At 69.8% G+C, this 26,081-nt stretch carries 22 protein-coding genes; 10 read left to right on the top strand and 12 right to left on the bottom strand.

Annotation, left to right across the window (positions count from 1 at the left end; genetic code table 11):
- Positions 1-2: 2 nt before the first annotated feature.
- Both UAJ10_RS12165 and UAJ10_RS12160 read right to left on the bottom strand, forming a co-directional pair.
- Entirely contained in the window at positions 3-1,679 is a 1,677-nt protein-coding gene (locus UAJ10_RS12165) for a Na/Pi cotransporter family protein (protein ID WP_322915599.1), read from the bottom strand.
- Between the two features lie 73 nt (positions 1,680-1,752).
- Complete coding sequence (locus UAJ10_RS12160; protein WP_322915598.1) at positions 1,753-2,835, bottom strand: winged helix DNA-binding domain-containing protein; 1,083 nt, start codon at positions 2,833-2,835, stop codon at positions 1,753-1,755.
- Positions 2,836-3,054: 219 nt separating this feature from the next.
- Between UAJ10_RS12160 and UAJ10_RS12155 the strand changes: the two genes are divergently transcribed.
- From UAJ10_RS12155 to UAJ10_RS12145, 3 genes are all read left to right on the top strand, one after another.
- Positions 3,055-3,594, top strand: coding sequence for a thioredoxin family protein (locus UAJ10_RS12155; RefSeq protein WP_322915597.1), 540 nt, complete (start codon positions 3,055-3,057; stop codon positions 3,592-3,594).
- A gap of 146 nt (positions 3,595-3,740) precedes the next feature.
- Positions 3,741-5,753 (top strand): two-component system sensor histidine kinase NtrB, encoded by a 2,013-nt coding sequence (locus UAJ10_RS12150; RefSeq protein ID WP_322915596.1) that lies wholly within the window; start codon positions 3,741-3,743, stop codon positions 5,751-5,753.
- The gene (locus UAJ10_RS12145; protein WP_322915595.1) at positions 5,740-6,348 is read left to right on the top strand and encodes a response regulator transcription factor; all 609 of its coding nucleotides are present in this window, start codon (positions 5,740-5,742) and stop codon (positions 6,346-6,348) included. The genes UAJ10_RS12150 and UAJ10_RS12145 overlap by 14 nt, the downstream gene beginning before the upstream one ends.
- Before the next feature lie 6 nt (positions 6,349-6,354).
- Here the strand turns inward: UAJ10_RS12145 and UAJ10_RS12140 are convergent, their stop codons facing one another.
- Together UAJ10_RS12140 and UAJ10_RS12135 are read right to left on the bottom strand one after the other, a co-directional pair.
- Positions 6,355-7,035 (bottom strand): winged helix-turn-helix domain-containing protein, encoded by a 681-nt coding sequence (locus UAJ10_RS12140; RefSeq protein ID WP_322915594.1) that lies wholly within the window; start codon positions 7,033-7,035, stop codon positions 6,355-6,357.
- A gap of 75 nt (positions 7,036-7,110) precedes the next feature.
- Positions 7,111-7,743 (bottom strand): helix-turn-helix domain-containing protein, encoded by a 633-nt coding sequence (locus UAJ10_RS12135; RefSeq protein ID WP_322915593.1) that lies wholly within the window; start codon positions 7,741-7,743, stop codon positions 7,111-7,113.
- Between the two features lie 198 nt (positions 7,744-7,941).
- On the opposite strand from UAJ10_RS12135, the gene UAJ10_RS12130 reads away from it, so the two are divergent.
- Together UAJ10_RS12130 and UAJ10_RS12125 are read left to right on the top strand one after the other, a co-directional pair.
- On the top strand, positions 7,942-10,200 hold the full coding sequence (locus UAJ10_RS12130; RefSeq protein WP_322915592.1) for a TonB-dependent receptor: 2,259 nt from the start codon (positions 7,942-7,944) through the stop codon (positions 10,198-10,200).
- A 142-nt stretch (positions 10,201-10,342) separates the two neighbouring features.
- On the top strand, positions 10,343-11,557 hold the full coding sequence (locus UAJ10_RS12125) for a histidine-type phosphatase (protein WP_416235361.1): 1,215 nt from the start codon (positions 10,343-10,345) through the stop codon (positions 11,555-11,557).
- A gap of 190 nt (positions 11,558-11,747) precedes the next feature.
- On the opposite strand, the gene UAJ10_RS12120 is transcribed toward UAJ10_RS12125, so the two are convergent.
- Positions 11,748-12,767, bottom strand: coding sequence for a hypothetical protein (locus tag UAJ10_RS12120; RefSeq protein ID WP_322915590.1), 1,020 nt, complete (start codon positions 12,765-12,767; stop codon positions 11,748-11,750).
- A 1,027-nt stretch (positions 12,768-13,794) separates the two neighbouring features.
- On the opposite strand from UAJ10_RS12120, the gene UAJ10_RS12115 reads away from it, so the two are divergent.
- The 3 genes from UAJ10_RS12115 to UAJ10_RS12105 all read left to right on the top strand — a co-directional run bounded on the left by UAJ10_RS12115 (position 13,795) and on the right by UAJ10_RS12105 (position 16,908).
- Entirely contained in the window at positions 13,795-14,727 is a 933-nt protein-coding gene (locus UAJ10_RS12115) for a replication protein RepA (RefSeq protein WP_004274244.1), read from the top strand.
- Positions 14,728-14,818: 91 nt separating this feature from the next.
- On the top strand, positions 14,819-16,345 hold the full coding sequence (locus tag UAJ10_RS12110) for a YifB family Mg chelatase-like AAA ATPase (RefSeq protein ID WP_322915589.1): 1,527 nt from the start codon (positions 14,819-14,821) through the stop codon (positions 16,343-16,345).
- Positions 16,342-16,908 carry a cysteine hydrolase family protein gene (locus UAJ10_RS12105; RefSeq protein WP_322915588.1) on the top strand — a complete coding sequence of 189 codons (567 nt, stop codon included), beginning with the start codon at positions 16,342-16,344 and terminating at the stop codon, positions 16,906-16,908. Before UAJ10_RS12110 ends, UAJ10_RS12105 begins: the two co-directional genes overlap by 4 nt.
- Here UAJ10_RS12105 and UAJ10_RS12100 read toward each other — a convergent pair.
- From UAJ10_RS12100 to rph, 6 genes are all read right to left on the bottom strand, one after another.
- On the bottom strand, positions 16,905-17,282 hold the full coding sequence (locus tag UAJ10_RS12100) for a type II toxin-antitoxin system VapC family toxin (RefSeq protein WP_322915587.1): 378 nt from the start codon (positions 17,280-17,282) through the stop codon (positions 16,905-16,907). The genes UAJ10_RS12105 and UAJ10_RS12100 overlap by 4 nt on opposite strands.
- Positions 17,282-17,506, bottom strand: a complete 225-nt coding sequence (locus tag UAJ10_RS12095) for a type II toxin-antitoxin system Phd/YefM family antitoxin (RefSeq protein ID WP_322915586.1) — start codon at positions 17,504-17,506, stop codon at positions 17,282-17,284. Before UAJ10_RS12095 ends, UAJ10_RS12100 begins: the two co-directional genes overlap by 1 nt.
- A gap of 96 nt (positions 17,507-17,602) precedes the next feature.
- Positions 17,603-18,385, bottom strand: coding sequence for a hypothetical protein (locus UAJ10_RS12090; RefSeq protein ID WP_322915585.1), 783 nt, complete (start codon positions 18,383-18,385; stop codon positions 17,603-17,605).
- Between the two features lie 101 nt (positions 18,386-18,486).
- A complete protein-coding gene (gene hemW, locus UAJ10_RS12085) occupies positions 18,487-19,680 on the bottom strand; it encodes a radical SAM family heme chaperone HemW (protein WP_322915584.1) in 1,194 nt (397 codons plus the stop codon).
- Positions 19,668-20,270, bottom strand: a complete 603-nt coding sequence (gene rdgB / locus UAJ10_RS12080; RefSeq protein WP_322915583.1) for an RdgB/HAM1 family non-canonical purine NTP pyrophosphatase — start codon at positions 20,268-20,270, stop codon at positions 19,668-19,670. The genes hemW and rdgB overlap by 13 nt, the downstream gene beginning before the upstream one ends.
- Positions 20,271-20,464: 194 nt before the next feature.
- Positions 20,465-21,184 carry a ribonuclease PH gene (gene rph, locus UAJ10_RS12075; RefSeq protein WP_322915582.1) on the bottom strand — a complete coding sequence of 240 codons (720 nt, stop codon included), beginning with the start codon at positions 21,182-21,184 and terminating at the stop codon, positions 20,465-20,467.
- Between the two features lie 240 nt (positions 21,185-21,424).
- On the opposite strand from rph, the gene hrcA reads away from it, so the two are divergent.
- The gene (gene hrcA / locus UAJ10_RS12070; RefSeq protein WP_322915581.1) at positions 21,425-22,459 is read left to right on the top strand and encodes a heat-inducible transcriptional repressor HrcA; all 1,035 of its coding nucleotides are present in this window, start codon (positions 21,425-21,427) and stop codon (positions 22,457-22,459) included.
- A 185-nt stretch (positions 22,460-22,644) separates the two neighbouring features.
- Entirely contained in the window at positions 22,645-23,217 is a 573-nt protein-coding gene (gene grpE / locus UAJ10_RS12065) for a nucleotide exchange factor GrpE (RefSeq protein ID WP_322915580.1), read from the top strand.
- Positions 23,218-23,522: 305 nt separating this feature from the next.
- Here the strand turns inward: grpE and UAJ10_RS12060 are convergent, their stop codons facing one another.
- The gene (locus tag UAJ10_RS12060) at positions 23,523-25,994 is read right to left on the bottom strand and encodes a sensor histidine kinase (protein ID WP_322915579.1); all 2,472 of its coding nucleotides are present in this window, start codon (positions 25,992-25,994) and stop codon (positions 23,523-23,525) included.
- Positions 25,995-26,081 lie beyond the last annotated feature (87 nt).

Genomic DNA, 26,081 nt, shown 5'->3' with positions numbered 1-26,081 from the left:
CGTCACCCGTCCCGGCCGTCCGCTGGCTGGCGGCCCTTGAGCCGGCTGGGCAGCAGGTCGCCGGAGCGTTCCAGGACGGGGTAGGCCGCCGCCTCCACCAGGTGGGTGTTCACCCGCTTCAGATCGCGCAGCAGGTCCAGGTGCAGGGCGCTGGTTTCCGTGCTGTCCACCCGGCCCGCGCTGAGGCGGGCGAAGTGGGCGGTTGTGGCCGCGTTCTCCCGCCGGCGGAACGCCTCCTTCTCCCCCGCCAGCAGGCGGGCGGCACGGGCATCGCCGGTCATGAACAGGGAACCGGCGGTGCGCAGGTTGACGATCAGCCTGTCGACCATATCCAGCAGATCGCGCTGCCCCTCCGCCGAGAAGACCAGGCCGCGTTTCAGCCGCTTGCGCGCCAGGCCCATCAGGTTGCGGTCCACCACGTCGCCCGCGTGTTCCATGTTCAGGGCGAAGGTCAGTATTTCCAACACGCGCCGCTGGTCCGCATCCGACAGGGCATCGGTGTCCAGGGCGGAAAGGTGGGCCTTGATGGCGGTGTTCAGCCGATCCAGCACGTCGTCCAAGCGCTTGGTCTCGGCGATGCGGCGGCGGTCGCCCTCCTCCAAGGCGTCACGCAGGCCTTGCAGCATGGCCTCCAGCACGTCCACCAGGCGCAGCGCCTCACGCGCGGCGTTGCCCAGGGCCACCACCGGCGTGCCCTGGGCGGATGGATCGAGGTAGAGCGGGCGCCCCGGGTCGGCCGCGTCCACCCGTGCCGGCAGCAGGCGGGCCAGCAGCCGGGCGTAAAGCGGCAGCAGGGGGAAGCACAGCAGCGCCACCGCCAGATTGAACAGGGTATGGAAATCCGCTACCGCCCGGGTCACGTCCGGTTCCAGCCCCACCATCAACGGCCCGATGCGGTTGAGCGCCGCCAAGCCCAGCAGCACCGCCGCCGCCCGGTTCAACAGGTTGCCCAGGGGCAGGCGCCGGGCGGCGGGGTCGTCGCCGGCGGCCCCCTCCAGCACCGGATTGATGGCCGTGCCCAGGTTGGCGCCCAGTACCAGGGCGAAGGCCGCATGCGGCGGCACGGCCCCCTGCGCCGCCAGCGACATGGTCAGGAGCACCACCGCCACGCTGGAATGGGCGGCCCAGGTCAGCGCCGCCGCCAGGATGACGTCCACCACCGGCTCGGTGGCGATGGCCCCCAGGATCATGCGCAGGCTGGGCGCGTCCTCATAAGGCGCGATGATGGCCAGCAACTGGTGCAGGGCCATGAGCATCAGGCCCAGACCGATGAAGGCGCGGCCCATGTCCCGCGACGGACTGGCGCCCCGGCGGAACAGCAGGAAGCCCACCAGGATCAGCACCGGGGCGATGGACGCGACGTTGAAGGACAGCGCCTGGACGATCAGGGTGGTGCCGACATTGGCGCCCAGCATGACGGCCAGGGCCGGCACCAGATCCACCAGCCCGCCAGCCACGAAGCCGGAAACCATCAGGCCGGTGGCGGTACTGCTCTGCAGCAGGGCCGTCACCCCCATGCCCACCAGGAAGGCGCGGGCACGGTTGGAGAGCGCCCGCCCCAAGACCGCGCGCAGCCGGGCGCCGAAGGCGCGCTGCACGCCCGTCTGCACCATGTGCACGCCCCATAACAACAGGGCGACGGCGCCCGCCAGCTCGGCGATGGCGAAGGTGAAATCCATGGGTGCCAGGGTCCGCCCCCCAGGATCGCGGCGCAACACGGACCATGGGACTAGGAAGATGGGGGGACCCCCTTCACCCCGCCACCGTGATCTCCAGGCCCGGCGCGTCGGGTTCCAGGAAGCGCAGCAGCGCCTCGCCCTCCTCGCGCAACGCCGCCTCGTCGGCCGGCGCCAGGGGGGTGAAAGGCTGCAGGGTCAGGGTGGCCAGCTTGGCCTTGCGCGCCGTTCTCCAGATGCCGGCGACGAAACCGTCCACCAGGAAGGTGGCGGCGACCTGCAGGTTCTTGGACACGATGCGCGGGCGCCAGGTCTCATCCACGATGCGGGTGCGGTCCGCATGGGCCAGGATGAGGTTGTCGAAGGCGGGCACGTAGCGCACGGGCGCCGGCGTTTCCGGCGGCGGGCGGGGGGCGTCGGGCAAGTCCCACAGCGCCCTGCCCTTCTCATCGCGCAGCACCACCAGCTCCGCCGCCATGGAGTCCAGCACCGGCTTCAGCCCCTTCAGCCCGCACCAGGCCTGCATGTCGGCGGCGGTGGCGGGACCGAAGGCGGCGAGATAGCGGCGCACCAGCCCCTGCAGGTCGCCCTGCAAATCCACCGGCCGCTCCAGCCATTCCTCCGCCGCCACGTACAGCGGGTCGTTGGCGACGCCCCAGGGGCTGTCGTCCGGCGCCGTCAGCAACGGCAGGTGGCATCGAACGGCGTGGCCCATGGCCCGATCGTCCGCCTCATCCGGGAAGGCCTGGGCCAGGTGGGCGCGCAGGTCAGTGAACGTGCGCGGCAGGGACATGAAGGGCCGGGCCACGGCGGCGATGGGCAGCGGATCGATATGGCGGGTACGGTCGCCCAGGCCGAAGAAGGCGGCCGTCAGCATCGGCTGCATCAGGCCGCGCCAGGCGGCATAGTCGCCGGCGCTGACCAGATGCTGGGTGCCGCGCAGCAGCGTGGCCCGCACCACGTGGCGTTCGCGCAAGGCCGCCAGCAGGTCGTCGCGCTGGAAGCCCAGCAGGCGGGACCACAGGCCGATGAAGGGCGGGCGCGGTTCCTGCGCCTGCAGGCCCGCCGTCGCCTCCACCGCCGCGACCACGCCGGCCGCGTGGCGCGCCAGCAGCATCTGGCGGGCCAGCAGGGCGCGATTCAGGGCCGCGCGGCTCATGACCTTATTATCTACATTGGTCATTGTGGTAATTCTCCCGGGCCGCCATCCCTTATTCGTCAAATGCTGGCCGGTCATGCGGCCGACAGTGGGAATAGGTCCCTGGCGGGGCTTTCCCAAATATCCATATCAGGCATAATGATCCCAATTGGGCAAATTGATCCCAAATCACATCCGCCCGCTTGGACAAACGCGACCGATTTCACCCAGGAGCCTGCGATGACCGTCCGCACCACCCTCTCCGCCCTGGGCGTCGCCGCCCTGCTGGCCATCCCCACTTTCGCGTCCGCCCAGGTCGCCGCCCCGCAGGTGGGCAATGTGGAACTGAAGCAGCCCCTGCCCTATCCCTATGACGAGGCCATCGACAACGCCGCCGTGAACGCCCAGGTGGACGCGGCCCTGGCCAAGGCGAAGAAGGAGCACAAGCGCGTGCTGCTGGACTTCGGCGGCAACTGGTGCGGCGACTGCCGCGTGCTGGCCGGCCTGGTGGAACTGCCGCAGGTCCACAGCTTCCTGGACAAGAACTACGTCATGGTGACGGTGGACGTGGGCCGCTACACCAAGAACATGGACGTGCCCGCCCGCTTCGGCGTGCCGAAGTTCAAGGGCGTGCCCACCGTGCTGGTGGTGGAGGCCGACGGCACCCTGGTGAACGGCGACGCCAGCTTCGACCTGACCGACGCCCGCCACATGGATCCGCAGGCCGTGGTCGACTGGCTGGCCAAGTGGGCCCCGCCGTCGAAGACGGCAGCTCGGTAAAAATGGCGTCGAAGACGGCGTCCCGCTAAAAGTGTCGTCGAAGACGGCATCTCGCTGAACGCCAGAATCGTCACAAGACCGTAACGCAAGGGCCCTATCACAGGGGAACGAAGGAAACGCCTTCGTCCTACCCGTGATGGGGCCTTTTGCTGTCCACATCCCCTTCTGAAACCCGATGGTCTTGGGCCCTGCTGGCGTTGTACCCGCTGGCCGGCCTGCTGGACGCGCTACTGGTCTCGGCCGTCCCCGGCTGGGCGCCGTGGAACGTGCGCGCCGGCATCGGCCTGGCCCTGGTCATGACCTGGGGCACCCGGCGCCTGCCGCTGGTGATGGCGGCGGCCGTCGCCGGCCTGGCCCTGCGCGCCGTCCTGGGGCCACCCACCCACCCCCTGGCCGCCAGCATGGCCATCCCCACCCTGGCCGAGCCGCTGGTCTTCACCCCGCCCGCCCTGCTGCTGGCCCGCCGCCTGCGCCGCGATGGCGAGGGCTTCGTGCTGGAGGATATGGACGGCGTCATGCGCCTGTTGGTGCTGACCATGGCCGGGGCGCTGGGGCAGAGCCTGCTGCTGCTGGCCCTGGCCTGGGTCCTGCCGGCCTGGCCCCTGGCGGGATGGACGCTGACCGGCTGGGATGGGCGCGCCATGACCGCCGACCCGTTGACCGTGGCCCTGCAGCATTGGGTGGGCGACGTGGCCGGCGTGACCGTGGTGGCGGCCCTGGCCCTGATGGCGCCGCGCCTGGCGCGCCACCTGCGCCCGGTCCGCCTGCTGCGCGCCCAGGCCCTGGGCCAGGTCGCCGGCATCTGCCTGTCGGTGGCGGTGATCTTCCCCCGGGTGGTGGGATCGCGCTTCTACCCCGTGTTCATCCCGCTGGTCTGGGTGGCGGCCGGCAGCGGCCTGCCCGGCGCGGTGCTGGCCCTGGCGGGGCTGGAGGCCGCCCTCAGCCTGGGCATCGCCATCTGCGACATCCAGCCCTATCAGGCGCTGAAACTGCAAATCCTGATGCTGTCGCTGGCCATGACCGGCCTGCTGCTGGGGGCGGTGATTTCCGAGCGCGAGCGGGTGCGCGCCGCCGCGGCCAAGGGCGAGGCACGGCTGAAGACCCTGATCGAGCTGGCGCCCGACGGCATCGTCATCCTGGACGCCGACGGCCGGGTGGAGCAGGTCAACCGCCTGGTGGCCGACCTGACGGGCCGGGCCGCCGACACCCTGCGCGGCCGCCCCCTGGCCGACCTGCTGCGCCGCGAGGGGGGCCGCGAAGAGGGCGAGGAATGGCTGGTGGCGGCGGACGGGCGCGCCCTGCCGGTGGAATCGTCCCTGGCCATGGTGGAGGAGACGGGTGGGCGCATGGGCGTGCTGACCATCCGCGACATCTCCGCCCGCAAGCGTGCCGCCGCCGCCCTGGGCCAGCACCGCGCCGCCGCCGAGCAGGCCAGCCGCAGCCATCTGACGGAGGAACTGGCGGCCGCCCTGGCGCACGAGTTGAACCAGCCCCTGTCGGCCATCGTCAGCTATACCGGCGCCTGTCGCCGCATCCTGGAATCCGAAAGCCAGTCCAAGGCGCTGGAGCTGATGGGCAAGGCCGCCGCCCAGGCGGAGCGGGCCGGCGCCATCATCCGCCACCTGCGCGAATTCTACCGCACCGGCCAGGTGGACAGCGCCCCGGTACCGGCTGGCGACCTGGTGGCCGGCGTCGCCCGCCTGCTGGCGGATGAGGTGGCCAACGCCGGCGCCCGCCTGGATTTGGCGGTCGAGGACGGCCTGGCGCTGTCCATCGACCGGGTGCAGGTGGAACAGGTGCTGATCAACCTGGTGCGCAACGCCCTGGACGCCCTGGCCGACGGCGCCACCACCGACCGCCGCATCCTGATCGAGGTGCGCGCGGCGGAAGACGGGACGCACGCCGACATCCGTGTGGCCGACACCGGCCCCGGCATCGCGGAGGAAGTGGCGGGCCGCCTGTTCGCGCCCTTCACCACCACTCGGCCCACGGGCATGGGCCTGGGCCTGAGCATCAGCCGCGGCATCGTCGAGGCCCATGGCGGCCGCCTGCAGGCCGGCGCCGGCACCCTGGGCGGTGCCGCTTTCTCGTTCACGCTTCCCTTGGCCCCCCTACCTTTAGCATTGCCCGCCCAGGAGGTGCCCGATGCCGCAGCCTGAGCTGACCCTGGCCATCGTCGATGACGACGAGGCGGTGCGCGACGCGTTGAGCGCCCTGTTCCAGGCCGAAGGCTACCCTGTGGCCACATACCCTTCGGCCACCGATTTCCTGGAAGCGGGCGCCGACGGCGTGCCCGGCTGCGTCATCGCCGATATCAACATGCCCCGCATGACGGGCCTGGAGTTGCAGGCGGAGCTGGCCCGGCGCGCCTGCCCCCTGCCCATGATCATCCTGACGGGCCAGGGCGACGTGCCCAAGGCGGTCACGGCATTGAAGGCCGGGGCGGTGGACTTCATCGAAAAGCCCTTCGCCGTCGACGCCCTGGTGCGGGCGGTGGAGACGGCCATGGCGCGCTCCGGCCACACCCTGCGGCACCAGGCGGAATCCCAGGCGGCGCAAAGCCGGCTGGAGACCTTGAGCATCCGTGAACGCGAGGTGATGGACCTGCTGGTGGCCGGCCATCCCAACAAGGTCATCGCCTGGAAGCTGGGCATCAGCGCCCGCACGGTGGAAAACCACCGCGCGCGGGTCATGGAAAAGACGGGCTGCGACAACGTCCCGGCGCTGATCCACCTGAGCATGGCCGCGACCTGAGGGGTGTCAGGCGGCGGCCTGGGCTTCCACCACGGCGGACAGCAGGCAGTAGCCCGCGCCGCGCAGGGTGTGTAGCAGGCGGGGCTGGCCCGGCCCGTCCAACCGGCGGCGCAGGCGGGACGCCAGCGCATCCACGGCGTTGTCGGCCACGTCCAGGTCGCCGGCCCACAGCCGGTCCAGGATGGCGCTGCGTGGCACCACCGCCCCCTCCGCCTGCAGCAGCAGGACCAGCAGCTGGAACTCACGCGAGGACAGCAGGATGTCGCGGCCGGCACGGCGCACCCGGCGCTGGCGCACATCCACGGTCAGGTCATCCAGGGCGTAGGCCAGGCGCGGCCCCTGCCGCTTCAGGCGCAGCAGGGCCAGCAGGCGGTCCACCACCAGATCACCGGGCAGGGCGGCGTCCACCTGGTCGTCGGCGCCCAGCGCCAGGGCGGCGGCGCGGTCCGCATGCTCCGCCGCCAGCGTCACCACCAGGGCACCGGCGAAGATCCGCCGCGCGCGGCCCAGGCGGTCGCGCAGCGTGAGGGCATCGTCGGGCAATACCACCACATCCGCCCTGCGGACGTCGGGACGGGACACCGGCGGCAGGGCGGCCAGGGCGTCGACCTGCCAGCCGCGTTCCCGCAGCAGCCGCGACAGCCGCGCGGCACCGGGCGTGGCCTTGCCAATGAGTAGGGCGCGCATGGGGATCACCCGCGTGGTGGAACCATGCTGAGTACCCTAGGCGGCGACCGCCAGCGCCGATATCCGGTATACTACCTAACGGGTCGGCCGACCGTTTCCCGCCGGCATTCCCAGCACATAGCCCCGGTGGCCGCGCGTATGCAGCGGCACGGCCGGCCCCAGGGCACGGCGCAGGCTGTGGATGTGCGCCGTCAGGCGGCCGGCGCCGTCGGGCGCATCCGGCCACAGCCGGGCGCGCAGTTCCGCCGCCGGCACCACCTGCCCCGCCCGTTCGGCCAGCAGCAGCAACAGGTCGAAATCCAGGGGCGCCAGGGCCAACGGCCGCCCCCGGCACCAGGCCACCCGGCGGTCGACATGCAGGGCGAGATCGCCCACCCGCAGGGCGCGGTCGCCGGGTGCCGCCAGCCGGGCCAGCGCCGACAGGGCCGCCGCCACCGCCGTCGCCGCCGTATCCAAGGGCAGCACCATGTGCGCGCCCGCGCGCAGCAGGGCGGACTCGGCCTCCGCCCCCGCGTCGGCCAGGCACAAGGTGGGGCCGTCTTCCTTGATTTGGCGCGGCAGCGCCCCGGCATCGATGGCAATCAGCAAGCGGACGTCGGGCGCGCCGTTCCCCATAGGGCTCGTGACGTCCCAGCCCAGCGCCGCCAGTTCCCGGGGCAAATCCCCGGCGTCGCAGTCCAGCGCGGTCAAGGCGAGGCGGCCCGTCATCATCCCGTCATGTATTGGTCAAATGAAATTCACAAGAAAACGGGCGCCGTCTAAGGCCTTATGCCGCCGCCGTGATCGGCGATACCTGAAATTTCCGTCAGGCTGCCGTCAAGATCCGCATCCCGTCCCGACTGTACCAGCGCGGCACGCGATTTTGCAAAGCGCCGTCCAAGGTGCCGCGACGAACGAAGGGGGACGATGATGACGACGAAACCGCAGGCCAGCCTGATACGACCCAAACTGATGACGGGTGCCGCCGCCATCGCCATGGCCCTGGGCGCCCACGCGCTGCCGGCCCGCGCGTCCGATATGCCCGTTGGCGCCCCCGTTGGCGCGGATGCCGACGCACCCATGACCGAGATCGACGTGGTGGCCAAGGTCATGCGCGTCTCGCCCTCCAACGTGCCGCTGGAGGCGACGGAGCCCACATCCATCGTTCCGGAAGGTTTCCTGCGCGACAACATCGTCCCGCTGTCCAGCTTCGACGACATGGTGAAGTTCCAGCCCAGCGTCTATGCCCAGAGCCCCAACGGCCCCGGCCTGGGCAAGGCGGAGACGCTGAGCCTGCGCGGCTTCCAGGACAGCCAGTTCAACATCACCTTCGACGGCATCCCCTTCGGCGACGCCACCGACCTGCACCACACCAGCTCCGCCCTGTTCGTGGCGCACGACATGGGCCAGGCGGAGGTGGATCGCGGGCCCGGCACGGCCTCCACCATCGGCAAGGCCACCTTCGGCGGCACCCTGGGCTTCCTGTCCAAGACGCCGTCGGAAAACCCGGGCGTCACCGCCTACGGCACCTATGGCAGCTGGAACACCAAGGGCATCGGCGGGGAGGTCGACACCGGCCGCACCGTGCTGGGCCGCATGTTCTTCGACGTGCAGCGCACCACCTCCGATGGCTACCTGACCGGGGCGGAGGAACAGCGCACAAACTATTTCTTCAAGGACGTGCTGGACATTGGCGAGCGCACGACGGTGACGCTGGTGGCCAGCAAGAACCATTCGTTCGAGTACACCACCCAGGGCGTCACCCTGGCCGACCTGGCCAAGTACGGCGACAATTGGGGCCTGGGCGACAACCCCAAGGCCCAGTCCTATTACAAGTACCAGCCCAGCCGCTACACCTCGGACTTCGATTACATCCAGGTGCAGTCGGAACTGACGGACAGCATCAAGCTGGACAACACGGCCTACACCAACGGCTTCGGCCATCATTACAAGGAATCGTCGGACGCCAGCGACAGCAACCCCAAGGATGTGGGCGTCACCGTGTACAACGCCGCGGGCAAGAAGGTGGCGACCTACGCCAGCGACATCCCGGGCAAGGAGGCCAACGCCAACTATCGCACCTTCGGCGACACCTTCCGCCTGACCGACAGCCTGTCCTTCGGCGACATCAGGGCCGGCGTCTGGTACGACCGCCAGCTGGATCACCGCCATTCCGAATCCTATGACTGGACCCAGAACATCCTGGTCACGGGCAAGTACGGCACGCCCTACACCTACAAGTACCGGGATCTGAACACCACTTGGCAGCCCTATGCCGAGTTCGACTGGAAGGTCACGCCGGACCTGACCCTGATCCCGGGCGTGAAGGTCACCAGCTTCACCCGCGATGTCGACGCGCTGTACAACAAGACCAAGCCGCCGGCACCGCTGAACTACAGCGAGACCTATACCGAGGCCCAGCCCTCCATCGCCGCCCACTATACCATCCAGGAAGGGTGGACCGCCTACGCCCAGGTGGCCAAGGGCTTCCTGGCGCCGCCCATCGACGTCTTCCAGGTCGCCAAGATCGCCTCGATCAAGCCGGAAGAGACCATGAACTACCAGGTCGGCACCGCCGTGCAGCATGGCCGGTGGATGGTGGGCGCCGACGCCTATTACATCGACTTCAGCAACTACATCTCCACCAGCCAGGTGCCCGGCACGACGGAAAGCACCTTCGTCAACGGGTCCGGCGCCATCTACAAGGGCCTGGAGATGGAGGCGCAGTACGCCCTGACGGACGCCCTGTCGCTGTACGCCAACGCCAGCCTGAACCACGCCCAGTACAAGGACAATTACGTCTGGGTGGCGAACACCCCGCAATGGATGGCCACCACCGGCGTCATGTACGACAGCCCCGAGGGCCTCTACTTCTCCGCCATCGGCAAGGTGGTGGGCCCGTTCTACGGCCAGGACAACACCACCGACGCCAAGACCGGCCAGCCGGACTTCGCCAACGCCTATCGCATCCACCCGGTGTTCACCGCCGACGTCTCCGTGGGCTGGCGCCTGAAGGACCTGGGCTATCACCTGGTGGACGTCACCCCCAGCCTGAAGATCGGCAACCTGTTCGACACCCACCGCATCAACGGCTTCGCCGGCACCCAGTCGGCCACCGGCGACGCGCTGTACTGGACCACGCCGGGCCGCAGCGTGTTCTTCAACCTGTCGGTCACGGGGTGGTGATGGATAAGGGTTTACGCGTGCTGCCTCAAGCGCCGGGTGCCGCCGTCCGGCGGCTCATGCCGGTGGTCCTGGTGGCCGGCCTGGTGGCCGGCCCCGCCTGGGCCGATACCGCCCCCCGGCCTCTCATGAGGTCCTGGAACGGGTGGTGATGCTGTCCCGCCACGGCGTGCGCAGCCCGACCAAGGGCCTGGCGGAGCTGCGCCGCCTGTCGGACCAGGACTGGCCGGCCTGGCCCGTGGACCGGGGCATCCTGACCCCCCACGGCGCCGACGCCATCCGCCAGTTGGGTCTTTACCTGGGCGCCCAGTACCGCCAGCGCGGCCTGCTGGGCCCCGACCGCTGCCCAGGGGGCGGTCCGGCGGACGACCCAGCGGGTGGCCCAGCGGGCGACAGCATCTTCGTCTGGGGCGACAGCGGCGACCAGCGCACCCGCGCCAGCGCCCAGGCCCTGGCCGAAGGGCTGGCCCCCGGCTGCGGGCTGAAGGCCCACGGCCTGGCGCCGGACAGCCCCGACGTGCTGTTCGACGCCGCGTCCGGCGGCGCCTGCCCCATGGACGCGGAGGAGGCCACCAAGGCGGTGGTGGCGGCCAACGGCGGCGACATCGCCACCGTGCCGGCCAACATCGCCCCGGCCCTGGCCGCCCTGGTGAAGGTGGTGGCGCCCAAGGCCTGCGCGCCCAATGGCACCCCCGGCGCCTGCTTCGCCACCGGCCCGGCCAAGGTGGTGGACAAGGGCGGGGAGGTGAAGGTGGACGGGCCCCTGGCGCGCGGCGCCATGCTGGCCGAAAGCGTCTTCCTGGAATACGTCCAGGGCATGCCCGCCGACCAGGTGGGCTGGGGCCGCGCCGGCACGCCGCAGGCCCTGGCCGCCATCCTGCCGGTGCACGACTACCAGGCCGACCTGACCCGCCGCACCCCCTACATCGCCAGCCACAACGGCGCGCTGCTGGCCCGCCAGATCGTGGCCGGGGTGACGGGCGGGCCGGCGGCAGCACCCCTGGCGCCGGTGCCGGCGGGGGCCAGGCTGGTCTCCATCCTGGGGCATGACACCAACCTGTCCAACGTGGCCGGCCTTCTGGGCCTGGACTGGACCCTGCCCGGCCAGCCGGACAAGACCGCCCCCGACACCACCCTGGCGTTCGAGGTCAGCCGCGACACCGCCACGGGCAAGCGCTATGTCCGGGTGGCGCTGTACTACCAGACCCTGGAGGATCTGCGGCAAGCCGCCGCCCTGACGCCGGCCCACCCGGCGGGTAAGGTTGATTTGCCCCTGCCCGCCTGCGGCGGCGACCGCTGCACGGTGGAGGACTTTGCCGCCCTGGTGCGCAAGGCGGTGCCGGCAGCCTGCTGGCGCTGAGGGGTGAAACCGACGGGCGGCCTTCCCATCATCCGCCGCCCGTGAGGGAGAGGCGGGGCGGTCTGCGGAACCGCCCCGCCTTCCGTCTTTGGGGCCGGTAAAGTCCGAATTCAGGGGGAACACGCCGCCGAAATGGCGGGCGGGACGGCCTGGCCATCCCGCCCGCCAGTCGGCGATCAGTGGTCGGCGGTCAATGATGGCCGTTGGCCCGCGCGGCGACGCCGGCCTTTTCCTGGGCCTGGGCCCAGACCTCGGCGACGGCGGCGGCCGCCGGCCGGTCACGCTCCACCTCCCCATCGGCCTGGATGGCCTCGCCCGTCCACAGGATGCTGGCCGCGCGGGCCTGCGTGGCGGGCACCACGGTCTGCCAGATCTCGTTGGCCTGGCCGTGGCCCCAGCTCCAGGTTCCCATGGCCAGCGGGCCCTTGGGGATGGGATGCGGATTGCCGAAGACGTTCCAGTTCTGGCCCGAGTCGATCCAGGGACGGATGGCCTGGAAGGCGCCCCCGCCGCCATAGGTCCACAGGGAATCGACGTTCAACTGGTTGGCCGCCCGCTGCAGCAGGGACGAGCCGTTGCCGTCCCCGCTGACATAGGCCAGCAGGCCCGACGCCTTGTTGACGATGGAAAAGCCGCCGATCCACTGGGTGGCGGTGAAGACGAAGGCGGCGGGCGCCTGCGTGGCGTAATTGTCGTCCACCACCAGGGCGCCGGCCGTGTTCTTGGGATCCACGGACAATTGCAGATAGGGCGCCATGCCCGAAATGAAGGAGAAGGTCTGCGTGGGGCGCGGCCACACGGCGCTGACGGTCTGGACCTGCCAGATCTCGTTGCCGGCGCCCCCGCCCCAACTCCACGTGCCGACGACGGTGCCCACCACCGGGTGACCGCCCAGGGCATTCAGGTTTTGTGATGTCCGCAGGGCCAGCCGGATGGCGGTGAAATCCTGGTTGGGCCCGGTCTTCTGCCAGACGTCGCCATGGCTGGACAGGCCGACCGGCTGGTCATCGCCGCCGAAAGCCAGATAGGTGCCGGTGGCCACGTTCCTGAGGTAAAAGCCGTTCAGCGCCGGTTCTTCCACCCATTGCTGGTTGGCGTCGGTGCCATCCAACCATCGCATGATGACGCGGCCGGGGTTCGCGGGGTCGTTGGAGACGACCAGATCAGGCAGGGTGCCGACTTGGATGACAAGGTTCGAGGTGACGCTCATGTCGTTTTCTCCCGTTGTCTGGGGCGGACCCATGGCCATTCGGCGCCTCGCCCGCCTGGCGGGTGCGTCAATCCTAGGGGCATGGGACTCCCGCCCGGGGGCGGACGCCGGCGGCGCCTGCGCCCCTTATAGTCAGGACCTTAGGGCATACGGCCGGGGGACTTTCGCGATAGCCGACAGGGGCGACCGCCCCGGTCCCATCCGGCCACGCCACAATGTCACCATTACATTTTAAATAGTAGAGTATCTGAGTCAGTAAACCTTAAGGCGATATTATAGTTAACGGCATATTGATAGGCCGTCGTTGGCGGGCTATTGCCCTTTTTAATATGTAGGATTTGTGACCACACCGAGGATGACACCCGGGGTGGGAACGCAAAGGCCGCCGGTAAAGTCCGTGCCCGACCCGGCCTTTTGGCACCAAGGCCGGTAAAGTCCGAGTCCAGGGGAAAACGCCCGGGAGGGGGACAGCCCCGCCTGGCAAGCGGGGCCGGTAAAGTCCGAGTGGATCCGACACCCCCGGATTTGCGCCCGCCCGCACAAGCCCCACGCCCCCTTTCGCCACCCCCCGCACCGGCCGGAAAGGCCCGGACCGCCGTCGGCAAGGCCGGTAAAGTCCGAGTCCGGGTCCGAGTCGAAGCCCGTTCCGAGTCCGTTGGAGTCGTTTCCGGGATCCCGGAAATGATGATTCGTCACGATTCGGCTCGGACTTTACCGGCCGCAGCCCGGTTATCCACAGACTCGGGCGTGTCTCCCCCGGACTTTACCGGCCAAAAGATGCGCCGGGGCGGGCGGGACGCATGCGAAGAACAGTTTTCCCCGGACCTTGCCGGCCCGCAGCCGGACTCTACCGGCCCGACTCGGGATTATTTCCCGGACTTAACCGGCACCTCAAATAACAGACTCCAAATACCCCACAAATAGCGGAGGCCGGTAAAGTCCGACCTAGATTTAGTGATTTGGCTTTGGAACACTCCGGCCATCAACCGACATCGACCGAACCGACTGGCAGGGAGCGAAGGGCGCCATGGCCGACATTCACCGTCTGATCCTGGAACATGGCGTGGACCGGGCGCGCGAGATGGCGACCAGCAAGAGCGGCCGCGCCCTGGTGGACGTGGCCGCCGCCATGCTGGCCCAGGAAGAGGACAGCATGGGCATCACCCATGCCGGCTTCGCCCTGACCAGCCTGCCCCACCGCTCCATCGACAAGGGGCCGGAGCCGGAATACCACCGCAAGGAAACCGGGCGCTGCACCCTGATCGTGCAGAGCGGCCGGCACGCCGACGGCAGCCTGGTGGGCGTGCCCTATGGCGCCAAGGCGCGCATGATCCTGCTGTACCTGCAGACGGAGGCCCTTAAGACCAACTCCCGCCAGGTGGAGCTGGGCAAGAGCTGGCATTCCTGGCTGAAGGCCATGGGGGAGAGCCCGGGCGGCAAGACCTATCGCCTGGTGATGGAACAGGCGCAGCGCATCACCGCCTGCAGCCTGCAATTCCTGTGGGAGACGGACGCCTCGGTCACCCGGCAGAACGCCGGCTTCGTCAACAATTCCATCCTGTTCAAGTCCAACCCCGACCAGCGCCAGGTGGCCCTGTTCCAGGACGTGATCGAGCTGAACGAAAGCTTCTACGACAGCCTGAAGCAGCACGCCGTGCCCGTCTCGGAAGCCGCCTTGCGCCACATCAGCGCCAGCAGCACCGCCATCGACGTCTACATCTGGCTGGCCTACCGCCTGCATGTGCTGAACCAGGCGACGCCCGTGCGCTGGGCCGCCCTGCGCCGCCAGTTCGGCGAGCACTACGCCAAGCTCAGCCACTTCAAGCCGGTGTTCCTGGACGCCCTGGCCCTGGCCACCGCCGTCTATCCGGAGGCCAAGGTGGAGATCGCGGACGACGGCATCGTGCTGCACCCGTCGCGGCCCCCGATCGCCCGGCGCGAGGCGGCGCTGATCGCGTAACGCCGCGACATCCCCTGGCACAAGCACCGCCCCGGCCCTACACTACCCCCACGTGCATGCAGGACGTGCGGAAGCGGATGGGGTGGGGCCGGTGGTAGCGCGGGTTTCGACGGTGGCCTTCCAGGGGGTGGACGTCCTGGATATCGACGTCCAGGTGCAGATGTCGGGCGGGCAGGTAGCCTTCACCGTGGTGGGCCTGCCGGACAAGGCGGTTGCGGAGAGCCGGGAGCGGGTGCGGGCCGCCCTGCATGCCCTGGGCCTGGCCCTGCCGCCCAAGCGCATCACCGTGAACCTGGCGCCGGCCGACGTGCAGAAGGAGGGGTCGCACTACGACCTGCCCATCGCCATCGCCCTGCTGACCGTCATGGGCATCCTGCCGGATGAGGACATCAAGGGCTTCTGCGCGCTGGGCGAACTGGCGCTGGACGGCGCCCTGACGGCCGTGGCCGGCACCCTGCCCGCCGCCATCCACGCGGTGGCCACCGACCGGGGCCTGATCTGCCCGGCGGCCTGCGGCGGGGAGGCCGCCTGGGCCGGGGAGCTGGAGGTGCTGGCGCCCCGCACCCTGCTGGAGCTGATCAACCACTTCAAGGGCACCCAGGTGCTGTCCCGCCCCCAGCCCAAGATGGAGGAGGATGAGCCCAGCGCGCTGCCGGACCTGGCCGACATCAAGGGGCAGGAGACGGCGAAGCGCGCGCTGGAGGTCGCGGCCAGCGGCGCGCACAACCTGTTGATGGTCGGGCCGCCGGGGTCGGGCAAGTCCATGCTGGCAGCCCGGCTGCCGGGGTTGCTGCCGCCCCTGGAACCGGCGGAGGCGCTGGACCTGTCCATGATCCATTCCGTGGCCGGCAAGCTGGAGGGTGGGCGGCTGATGCGCCGGCGCCCCTTCCGCGACCCGCACCACAGCGCCAGCCTGCCGGCCCTGGTGGGCGGCGGTGTCCGGGCCAAGCCGGGGGAGATCAGCCTGGCCCACCAGGGTGTCCTGTTCCTGGATGAACTGCCGGAATTCGCGCGGCCCACGCTGGAGGCCTTGCGCCAGCCGCTGGAGACGGGGCGGGCCACGGTGGCGCGGGCCAACGGCCATGTCACCTACCCCGCGCGGGTGCAGCTGGTGGCGGCCATGAACCCCTGTCGCTGCGGCCATCTGGACGACCCGGCCCAGGCCTGCGGCCGCGCGCCCAAATGCGCCGCCGATTACCAGTCCAAGATTTCCGGCCCGCTGTTCGACCGCATCGACCTGCATGTCGACGTGCCGGCGGTGAAGGCGTCGGACCTGTCCCTGCCGCCGCCGCGCGAGACCAGCGCCATCGTCGCCGCCCGCGTTGCCCGGGCGCGCGGCATCCAGGCGGCGCGCTACACCGCCCTCACGAAGCCCGGCCACCCCGTCATCCGCACCAATGCCGAGGCGGATGGCGAGCTGCTGGAAAAGGTCGCCGCCCCCGAAGCCCCCGGCCGCGCCCTGCTGACCGAGGCCGCCGACCGCCTGCGCCTGTCCGCCCGCGGATATCACCGCGTCCTGCGCGTGGCCCGCACCTTGGCCGACATGGAGGCCAGTGAGACGGTGCGAAGGGTGCACATCGCGGAGGCGCTGAGCTATCGCCGGGTGGTGGTGCGGTGACCGCCCCCGCCCTGCTGCTCATCGACCTGCAACGCGCTATCGACGACCCGCGCTGGGCGGCCGTGGGGCCGCGCAACAATCCGGAGGCGGAGGCCAACGTGGCCCGGCTGCTGGCCGCCTGGCGTGGCGCCGGGCACCCGGTCATCCACGTGCGGCACGATTCGGTGGAGCCTGATTCCACCTACCGCCCCGGCGCGCCCGGCCACGCCTTCAAGGACGAGGCGATGCCGGCGGCCGGGGAGATCGTGGTGGCCAAGCGTACCAACAGCGCCTTCATCGGCACCGGGCTGGACGACCTGCTGCGCGGGCGGGGCATCGCCGCCCTGGTGGTGGCCGGCGTGATCACCAACAACTCGGTGGAGGCCACGGTGCGCATGGCCGGCAACCTGGGCTACGCCACCACCCTGGTCAGCGACGCCACCTACACCTTCGCCAAGCGCGACGGTCGGGGGCAGGTGTGGCGTGCCGAGGACGTGCACGCCCTGTCGCTGGCCAACATGGACGGCGAGTATGCCACGGTGGCGACGACGGAGGCGGTGCTGGCCACCCTTCCTACTGGCTAAGCCAGGCTGGCGCCGGCCGGGCCATAGCCGATGATCTTCGCATCCCGCGTCAGCAGCGACAGCCCCTCCACCCGGGCCTGGGCAATGAGCATGCGGTCGAAGGGGTCCCGGTGCAGGGTCGGCAAATCCACCAATTCCCGGCAATGGACCGGCGATACCGGCAACAGGGCAATGCCGTCCGGCAAAGTGAACAGCCGAGAATCGTCGGCAATCCGGCCCAAGCTGACCAGCAGGGCGATTTCCCAGAAGCTGACGGCGCTGACCAATCGGCGCGGCGCCCGGTCAATCAGACCCCGCTCACGCTCCGTGAGCCGGGCGGGGTCGGCGCGCATCCACAGGAGGATATGAGTGTCGAGCAGCAGTGCCTTGGCCATCAGCGCGCCAGGAAGTCGTCGACGATGTCATTGGGCAAGGAAAGGTCGTCGGCGATCCGCAGGCCGGCCAGATCGCCATACACGACCGGCGCCGTCGTCAATGCCGACAGCCGGACCACCGGCTTGCCATTGCGGGTGACGATGATCTCCTCCCCCGCCTCGGCACGGGACACCAGCGCCGCGAATTCCGCCTTGGCCTGGGCCACGGACACCTGGGTACTCATGGGGCGCCTCCCGCCAAGTCAACGTCCCATTATGGGACGAGAGGCAGGGCCCCTCAAGAAGAATGACCATGATGGTCATAATGTAAGACCGCTTCGTTACTCTGGCCGGAAGGTCGCCTGGATGACGGGGCCCAGGTCCGCCCTATCGGGCGGCAGGCGCATGACCAGCTCGCGCAACGCCATGTCGTCATCCGGAAACAGCAGGGCGCTGCCGACGATGGGCAAGGGCCCTGGGCTGAGATGGGTGTCGGTGCCGATGCCCTTCCGTCCGGCCGGCGTCACGAAATCCACCGAGGTGGGGCTGTGGCGCACGACGGTGTCGGTGGGATAGGGCCCCCAGATGAAGTTCGACTTGTCCGACAACCCTTCGTCGATCACGCCCTGGACGTAATCCTTGGCGACGGGGAACAGGCGGGCGGCGACCTTGGCCACTTCGAATCGGCCCGATGTGTCACCGTCCAGCCAGGCCAGCTGCAGGGCCGGGCCCTCGATATGCTGGGCCGCCTTGATCAGGTCGGGACTGGCCACGGCATTGGCCGTCACCAGCAGTTGGGAGCCGTTGGAGCCATAGAGGACGAAGCAGTGCCAGCCCTTGGGCGCGAAGCTGCCGATGCCCCCGGCCTCCTCCGCTGCCGCGTAATAGGCCAAACGCCCCGCCGCCTTGGCGGCAAGCGCGGGGGGCAGGGACGGGACGGCGCCCTTCTTCGGGGCGGCCTGCGGCCCCATCTGGCCATCGGCGGGGCAACCGACGAAGGGGATACGGGCGGCGGGATTATCGGCGGCCGCGGCCGGCCCCAGGGCGAATGCCGCCCCAACGACCAGGGCACAGCAAAGGACCTGGCGCACGGTGGCGGCAGGCAGGCGGAACGAAGCGCGCATGGGGGGATGGCCTGGTGCAAGGAACCGGACGGTTCCGAGCATCGCACTGGCCGGTCAACCGCTCAAGCGCAGCCGATGGCGCGCGATGACGCAGGGGCCCCCTACCCCAGCAACGCCGCCAGCACGCCGTTCAGGCGCTGGCGCCCGTCCGGGGTGGCGACCAGGCGGTCGCCGTCCAGGCTCAGCAGGCCGTGGCGGGACAGGCGGTCCGCCGCCGCCAAATCCACCGGGTTGGTCCCCCCGGCTTCAGCCGTCAGGCGGGACAGGCTGACACCCTCGGCCAGGCGCAGGCCCATCATCAGGGCCTCACGCCCGCGCTGCTCCGGCGTCACCACCTCGTCGGCATGGGCGCCGGTGCCGCCCTCCTCCACCCGCTGCAGCCAAATTTCCGGCGCGCGGTGGGTGCGGGTGGCGATCTTGTCGCCGTTTAGGGTCAGGCGGCCGTGGGCGCCGGGGCCGATGCCGACATAGTCGCCATAGCGCCAGTAGACCAGGTTGTGCCGGCTTTCCTGGCCGGGGCGGGCGTGGTTGGACACCTCATAGGCCGGCATACCGGCCTGGTTCAGCAGGACCTGCGTCGCCTCATAGAGGTCGCCCGCCAGATCCTCATCCGGCACCACCAGGTCGCCGCGCTGGTGGAGAGTGTGGAACTGGGTGCCTTCCTCGATGGTCAGCTGGTAAAGGGACAGGTGCCCCACGGCCAGGTCCAAGGCGCGGCTGAGCTCCGCCTGCCACGCCGCCACCGTCTGGCCAGGGCGGGCATAGATCAGATCGAAACTGAAACGATCGAAGCTGCGCTTGGCCAGGGCGATGGCCTCTTGCGCCTCGCCAGCGGAATGTTTGCGGCCCAGCACCTTGAGGTCGGCGTCGTTCAGGGCCTGGATGCCCATGGACAGGCGGTTGACGCCGGCGGCGCGGAAGCCGGCGAAGCGCGCCGCCTCCGACGAGGTCGGGTTGGCCTCCAGCGTCACCTCGACGCCGGGGGATACGCCCCAGTGGTGGTCGGCGCGTTCCAGGATGGCGGCCACTGTCTCCGGCGGCATGAGCGAGGGGGTGCCGCCGCCGAAGAAGACGCTGTCCAGCCGGCGTCCGGCCGGCACCCGTGCCGCGAAATGGTCCATCTCCCGCAGCATGGCCGCGCGCCAGCGGGCCTGGTCCACGCCCTCGCGGACATGGCTGTTGAAGTCGCAATAGGGGCATTTGCTGGCGCAGAACGGCCAGTGCACGTAAAGGCCGAAGCCGCCGGGGACGGCGCCGGCGCGGGTGTTGGCCTCGGGGGCGGTCAGCGAAAGCATCGCTCCACCAACTGGCGGAAGGCCTGGGCCCGGTGGCTGATGGCATGCTTCTCGTGCGGTTCCATCTCGCCATAGGTCACGGTGTAGCCGTCCTGGACGAAGATGGGGTCGTAGCCGAAGCCCCGGTCGCCGCGCGGCGGGTTGACCAGCTGGCCGTGCACTTCGCCCTGCACCGTTTCCACATGGCCGTCCGGCCAGGCGATGGTGAGCGCGCAGATGAAACTGGCGTCGCGCGGTGCGCCGGGCGGCAGCTCACGCTCCACCCGGGCCATGGCGGCCGCGAAGTCCTTCTCCGGCCCGGCCCAGCGGGCGGAGTAGATGCCGGGCGCGCCGTCCAGGGCCTTCACCGCCATGCCGCTGTCGTCCGCCAGCGCCGGCTTGCCCGCCGCCAGGGCCGCCGCCAGGGCCTTCAGCTCCGCGTTCTCGCGGAAGGTCAGGCCGGTTTCCTCCGGCTCGGGCAGGCCCAACTCCCCCGCCGTGGGGAAATGGGCGACGTGGTCACCCAGCAGGGCCGCGATCTCCTTCACCTTGCCCTTGTTGTGGGTGGCGATGATCAGGGTGTCGCCGGTGAATTGTCTGGGGTTTGTCATTCGTTCGCCTCAGGCGCCTGGCGCGGTTTTTTTTGGAGTTCCTCAAACGCCGGCGGGGCGTCCGCCCCTTGGCTATCCTCGATTTCCAGTCCGCTGACGCTCCCCGGAAATCTGCGGCGGCCCCAGTCGGGGGGCCTAAGGGGCTTGGGCTCCAAGCCCTCTCTTACCTGCCGCCTGATATGGTGCCGTGGTGATCAGAGACCCAGGGCCGTCTTCTGCAGGGCGGTCAGTTGGCCGATGCCGTGGCGGGCCAGGCGCAGCAGCTCGTTGAACTGCGCCTCATCGAAGGGACGCTCCTCGGCCGTGCCCTGGATTTCCACGATGCCGCCGGCGCCCGTCAGGACGAAGTTGGCGTCGGCCTGGGCGTTGCTGTCCTCGGCATAGTCCAGGTCCAGCACGGCCCGCCCGTTGTAGATGCCACAGGAGATGGCGGCCACGCTGTCGATCAGGGGGATTTGCTTGCATACGCCGATGCGCATCAGGTGGGTGAAGGCCTGGTGCAGGGCGACGTAGCTGCCGGTGATGGCGGCGGTGCGGGTGCCGCCATCGGCCTGCAGCACGTCGCAGTCGATCTTCACCTGGATCTCGCCCATGGCCTTGCGGTCGGTGACGGCGCGCAGCGCGCGGCCGATCAGGCGCTGGATTTCCTGGGTGCGGCCGGACTGCTTGCCCTTGGCGGCCTCACGGTCGGTGCGGCTGTGGGTGGCGCGGGGCAGCATGCCGTATTCCGCCGTTACCCAGCCCAGGCCCTGGCCGCGCAGGAAGGGCGGCACCTTTTCCTCGACACTGGCCGTGCACAGCACGTGGGTGTCGCCGAAGCGCACGAGGCAGGAACCCTCGGCGTACTTGGCGAAGCCGGTCTCAAGCGAGACGGCGCGGAGCTGGTCGGCGGCGCGGCCGGAGGGGCGGGTCATGGCGGGGCGGTCCCGTAGCTGTCATAGGGTGTTTTCGAGGCCCTACCTAGCGACGGAACCACGCGCCTGTCCACCCCGGATGTGGCGGCGGCGGCGCGGCCACCCCCGGCGTGGCGCGCAAGTCCCATCCCCATCGTTGCCAGCCGGGCGCTCAAGAGCAGCCCCGGGGGCGATTGATAACGCCGCCGCCGCCCATTAGATTTATGGCACGCCATCACACATCAGGCCCCGCCCCCAGGCATGATCACCGAGCTGAACCAGCGTTCCCGCGACATCTTCCGCCAGATCGTGGAAGCCTATGTCGAAACGGGGGAGCCTGTGGGCAGCCGCACCCTGTCGCGCCGCCTGGGCATCGCGCTGTCACCCGCCACCATCCGCAACGTCATGGCGGACCTGGAGGAGCTGGGCCTGCTGAAGGCGCCGCACACCTCCGCCGGGCGCGTGCCGACGGACGTGGGCCTGCGCCTGTTCGTCAACGGCCTGCTGGAGGTGGGCGACCTGTCGGATGACGAGCGGGAAAGCATCGACGCCCAGTGCGCCGCCTCCGGCCGGTCCCTGCCCGAGGCGCTGGAGGAGGCGACGACCATGCTGTCGGGCCTGTCGTCCTGCGCCGGGCTGGTCATGGCGCCCAAGACCGACCGGCCGCTGAAACACATCGAGTTCGTGAATTTGCAGCCCGGCCGCGCCTTGGTGGTGCTGGTGACGGAGGACGGCCTGGTGGAGAACCGGGTGGTGGAGGTGCCCATGGGCATCCCCTCCTCCGTCCTGCAGATGGCCAGCAACTACCTGAACGCCCGCGTGGTGGGCCGCACCCTGGCCGAGGCCCGCACCCGCCTGCTGGCCGAGGCGGAGGAGCAGCGCACCCAGCTGGACGAACTGACCCGCCGGGTGGTGGACACCGGCATGGCCACCTGGGCCGGCAGCCGCAACAGCGGCGTGCTGATCGTGCGCGGCCAGGCCAAGCTGCTGGACGATGTCAGCGCCCTGTCGGACCTGGAACGCATCCGCAGCCTGTTCGAGGCGCTAGAGACCCGCGACGCCATGATGCGCCTGCTGGAGGCCACCGGCCAGGCGGAGGGCGTGCAGATCTTCATCGGGGCGGAGAACAACCTGTTCCGCCATGCCGGCTGTTCCCTGATCGTCTCGCCCTACACCAACGGCAAGGACCAGATCGTGGGCGCCATCGGCGTTATCGGGCCCACGCGCATCAACTACGCCCGCATCATCCCCATGGTGGACTACACCGCCAAGGTCATCAGCCGCATGATCGGGTAGCCCCGATGGATGCGGTCGCCCAGCGGACGAACAATGCGGCCGAACAATTCGGCCCACCCCCGCTTTATTCCTGGCCGGATCCCCGCATCGCCTCTGGCGTCGCGGGCGCGGGATGCCTATCTTCTGCCCGTTCCGGCGGTATCGCGCCGCCCTTGTTCCGCACCCTTTTAGAGACTGCCGCGAAGATGACCGATAGCAACGAGACGACCACCGCCCCCGAAACCGACGCCGCCCCGCAGCAGCAAGCGCCGGCATCCTCGGACGCCGTCGCCACGCTGGAAGCCGAGGTCGCGTCCCTGAAGGACCAGCTGCTGCGCAGCATGGCCGAGGCGGAGAACACCCGCCGCCGCGCCCAGAAGGAGCGTGAGGACACCGCCAAGTACGCCGTGTCCGGCTTCGCCAAGGAACTGCTGGCCGTGGCCGACAACCTGCGCCGCGCCATCGAGGCCGTCCCGGCCGAAACCCGCGCCGGCAACGACCAGGTCAACACCCTGCTGACCGGCGTGGAGGCGACGGAGCGCCAGCTGATCGCCGCCTTCGACCGCGCCGGCATCGTGAAGCTGGAGCCGATGGGCCAGCCCTTCGACCCCAACTTCCACCAGGTGGTGGCCGAGGTCAACGGCACGGACAAGCCCGCCGGCACCGTGGTCACCATCCTGCAGCCCGGCTACACCATCCAGGGCCGCCTGCTGCGCGAGGCCATGGTCTGCGTCGCCAAGGCCGGCCCGAGCTCGGCGAAGGTCGACACCAGCGCGTAGTTTTTAACGCCCCCTCAAGCGCCGGGCGGCGGCATCCGCCGCCTTGGCTTCCTCGGTTTCCAGTCCACTACGTTCACCGGAAACCTCCGGCGGACGCAGTCGCGTCCTAGCCCAGTTCCAGGCGGAACTGGGCTTTACGCGCCCTTCCTAAATCGCGCGATGGCGCGATGGCGCGATGGAGCGATGGAGCGAAGCGACAAGGCCCCGACGGGGGCCGCCGCAGGTTTTCGGGGAGCGGCGGCGGACTGAAAAACGAGGATAGCCAAAGGCCCGGATGGGCCTGCCGGCGCCTGAGGAACATCACTTTAAACCGCCATCACGGCCGGCTGCCGCAGGGGCAGATGGCATTGGATCAGCGTGCCCTGGTCGCTGTCGCTGATCTCCACATGGCCGCCGTGCAGCTCGACGAAGCTTTTCACCAGCGACAGGCCCAGGCCGGCGCCGGCGGGGTGGTTCTGCACGTCGCCGCGCTCGAACTTGTTGAACACGCGCTGGCGGTCGGCGGCGGGGATACCGATGCCGGTGTCGCTGACCGACAGCACCATCTCGGCCCCATGCTCCCCCATCTGGCGCTTGGCCGACAGGGTGACCTGGCCGCCCGGCGGGGTGAACTTCACGGCGTTGCTGACCAGGTTGTACAGCGCCTGCTTCAGCCGCCGCTCATCCGCGTCGAGGGTGCCGATGTCGGCCGGCACCTGCACCAGCAGGGTCACGTCCTGCTTGCGCGCCCAGTCCAGGGTCAGGCCCGACACCGCTTCCAGCAGCTGGCCGACATCCACGGGGGATCGGTCCAGGGTCATGAAGCCGGCTTCGATGGTGGCGAGATCCAGGATGTCGTTGATCAGGGCCAGCAGGCGGCGGCTGGCCTCCAGCACACCCTTGGTGTAGTCCGCCTGGCGTTCGTTGAGCGCGCCAAAATACTGGTTATTGAGGATTTCGGCGAAGCCCATGATGGCGTTCAGCGGCGTGCGCAGCTGGTAGGAGACGTTGGCGATGAATTCCGACTTCAGCCGGTCGGCGGTCGCCAGCGCCTCGTTGCTGGCGCGCAGGGCCTCTTCCACCCGCACGCTGTCGGTGATGTCCAGCACGCTGATCAGCACGGCGCCGTCGGGCAGCGGCACGTTGGACACGTCGACGATGGACCGGTCGGTGCGTTCCAGCCGGCCGGCATAGCTGGACCGTTCCAGCAGGTCGGCGATCATGGCGCGGCGGCGCGCCGGCCAGTCGCCGTCGTGGTCCAGCAGGGGTTGCAGCTTGTCGATCACCTGGGTGATATGCGGCTCGCCGTTCAGGTCCGATCCTTTCAGGCGCCAGATGCGGGCGAAGGACGGATTCCACAGCTTCAGCCGGCCGTCGCCACCGAACACCGCGACACCTTCCGCCAGGTTGTCCAGCGTCTCCTGCTGCACGGCCATCAGGGTGTTGTAGGAGGATTCCAGGGCCAGCGCGTTGGTCACGTCCTCCAGCACGAACATCAGGCCGCCGAAGGGATGGGGCACGGCGATGGTGCGCAGGGTGGTGCCGTCCGGCAGGTGGGTCAGGTCCTCGCGCGGCTCCGTCAGGTTGGTGAACTGGGCCAACTGGGTACGCTTCCACCGCGGGAAGTCCACCTCTTCCTGCAGGCGCCGGCGGCTGCGCAAATCCTCCAGCACCTCGCCATAGCTGGGCTCGGTTTCCAGCCAGGCCTCATCCAGGCCCCACAGCCGGGCGTAGGAGCGGTTGTGGAACTTCAGCTTGGCGTCGGCGCCATAAATGGCGATGGCGGAGCCCAGATGCTCCAGCACGTCGGCATGGGCGGCGATGTGGCGCTCCAGCTCCGACGACAGTTCCTGCTCGCGGGTGGCGTCGAGCGCATGGCCCAGCAGGGCGGCGCCCCCTTCCAGCGGCGTTTCCAGTGGCGTTTCCGTCAGGCGCAGCAGCTGGCGTTGCCCGGCGACGATGACGTGGCGGCTTTCCGACGCCGGCTCCCGGCCGGACAAGGCGCGGGCGGCCAGCGATTGGCCGGCGCCGGGGCCGGTGACCAATTCCATGCCCTGGGCCACCACCTCCTCCGGCGGCAAACCCACCGCCGTGCCATAGGCCTGGTTGCACCAGGCCAGCGCCCCGTCGGCCCGCCGCATCCACAAGGGGAAGGGCAGCAGGTCCAAGGCGGCGCGGAACTGGCCCAGACTGTCCTCCGCCACCTGGCGGCGCCGGTCCAGGGCCTTGGCGTCCGCCGTGGCCGCGGTGACATCGCGCAGCCACAGCACGCTGATCGCCGTCGGCGGGTCGCCCCCGTCGCCGGCGGTCACGGGCGGCACGATCCGGCGGCCAATCACCAGCAGGCTGCGGCGGCCCTGGTGGCAGGCCAATTGGCGGGTGAAGGCGGTGCCACCGGTGTCCAACGCGCGCACCGCCAGGCGCAAGGCCTCGTCATCCGGGGTGGCGAAGGCCTGCGCGATCTCGTCCGGGCGGCTGCCCGGCCGTGGGTCCGGGATGCCCAGCCAGGCGCCGGCGCTGGCGCTGGCGCCGATGACGCGGCCGTCCTGCCAGGCCACCCATTCATCGGGGCAGCCGGCCAGCAAGGCGTCGGCCCGCACCGCCTGGGCCTCGACCCGGGTGCGCTGGCGGGTCAGGCGCGTCAGGCAGACGCCCACCGCCACCAGGCTGGCGGCCGACCCCGCCAGCACCAAGGGCAGCGGCAGGTCGGGGAAACCCAGGCGCAGGCAAGGGATCCCGGGCGCGGCCAGGGCGGCGGCAGTCAGCGCTAGAGGCAGGGCGGCGGCGTTCTTCGGCATGACGCGCGAATCTTAGTTAATGACGGGGTGGGTGCCAAGCCAACGGAAGGCTACGTTTTCGCGGCAAACCATTGCGTCACCAAACAA

It is taken from the genome of Nitrospirillum guaranorum, assembly GCF_034653275.1.
Classification (GTDB): Bacteria; Pseudomonadota; Alphaproteobacteria; order Azospirillales; family Azospirillaceae; genus Nitrospirillum.
Note: the sequence above shows the minus strand (reverse complement) of the source record. Positions and strands in the feature narration are given on the sequence as shown.

Bases quoted from the DNA above. Each gene is read 5' to 3' on its own strand.
- UAJ10_RS12140 (WP_322915594.1), bottom strand. From the start codon at position 7,035: ATGCGCGCCCTACTCATTGGCAAGGCCACGCCCGGTGCCGCGCGGCTG.
- UAJ10_RS12120 (WP_322915590.1), bottom strand. From the start codon at position 12,767: ATGAGCGTCACCTCGAACCTTGTCATCCAAGTCGGCACCCTGCCTGAT.
- UAJ10_RS12165 (WP_322915599.1), bottom strand. From the start codon at position 1,679: ATGGATTTCACCTTCGCCATCGCCGAGCTGGCGGGCGCCGTCGCCCTG.
- UAJ10_RS12060 (WP_322915579.1), bottom strand. From the start codon at position 25,994: ATGCCGAAGAACGCCGCCGCCCTGCCTCTAGCGCTGACTGCCGCCGCC.
- grpE (WP_322915580.1), top strand. From the start codon at position 22,645: ATGACCGATAGCAACGAGACGACCACCGCCCCCGAAACCGACGCCGCC.
- rph (WP_322915582.1), bottom strand. From the start codon at position 21,184: ATGACCCGCCCCTCCGGCCGCGCCGCCGACCAGCTCCGCGCCGTCTCG.
- UAJ10_RS12135 (WP_322915593.1), bottom strand. From the start codon at position 7,743: ATGACGGGCCGCCTCGCCTTGACCGCGCTGGACTGCGACGCCGGGGAT.
- UAJ10_RS12100 (WP_322915587.1), bottom strand. From the start codon at position 17,282: ATGGCCAAGGCACTGCTGCTCGACACTCATATCCTCCTGTGGATGCGC.
- UAJ10_RS12095 (WP_322915586.1), bottom strand. From the start codon at position 17,506: ATGAGTACCCAGGTGTCCGTGGCCCAGGCCAAGGCGGAATTCGCGGCG.
- hrcA (WP_322915581.1), top strand. From the start codon at position 21,425: ATGATCACCGAGCTGAACCAGCGTTCCCGCGACATCTTCCGCCAGATC.
- UAJ10_RS12130 (WP_322915592.1), top strand. From the start codon at position 7,942: ATGATGACGACGAAACCGCAGGCCAGCCTGATACGACCCAAACTGATG.
- UAJ10_RS12090 (WP_322915585.1), bottom strand. From the start codon at position 18,385: ATGCGCGCTTCGTTCCGCCTGCCTGCCGCCACCGTGCGCCAGGTCCTT.
- UAJ10_RS12160 (WP_322915598.1), bottom strand. From the start codon at position 2,835: ATGAGCCGCGCGGCCCTGAATCGCGCCCTGCTGGCCCGCCAGATGCTG.
- UAJ10_RS12145 (WP_322915595.1), top strand. From the start codon at position 5,740: ATGCCGCAGCCTGAGCTGACCCTGGCCATCGTCGATGACGACGAGGCG.
- hemW (WP_322915584.1), bottom strand. From the start codon at position 19,680: ATGCTTTCGCTGACCGCCCCCGAGGCCAACACCCGCGCCGGCGCCGTC.
- rdgB (WP_322915583.1), bottom strand. From the start codon at position 20,270: ATGACAAACCCCAGACAATTCACCGGCGACACCCTGATCATCGCCACC.
- UAJ10_RS12115 (WP_004274244.1), top strand. From the start codon at position 13,795: ATGGCCGACATTCACCGTCTGATCCTGGAACATGGCGTGGACCGGGCG.
- UAJ10_RS12155 (WP_322915597.1), top strand. From the start codon at position 3,055: ATGACCGTCCGCACCACCCTCTCCGCCCTGGGCGTCGCCGCCCTGCTG.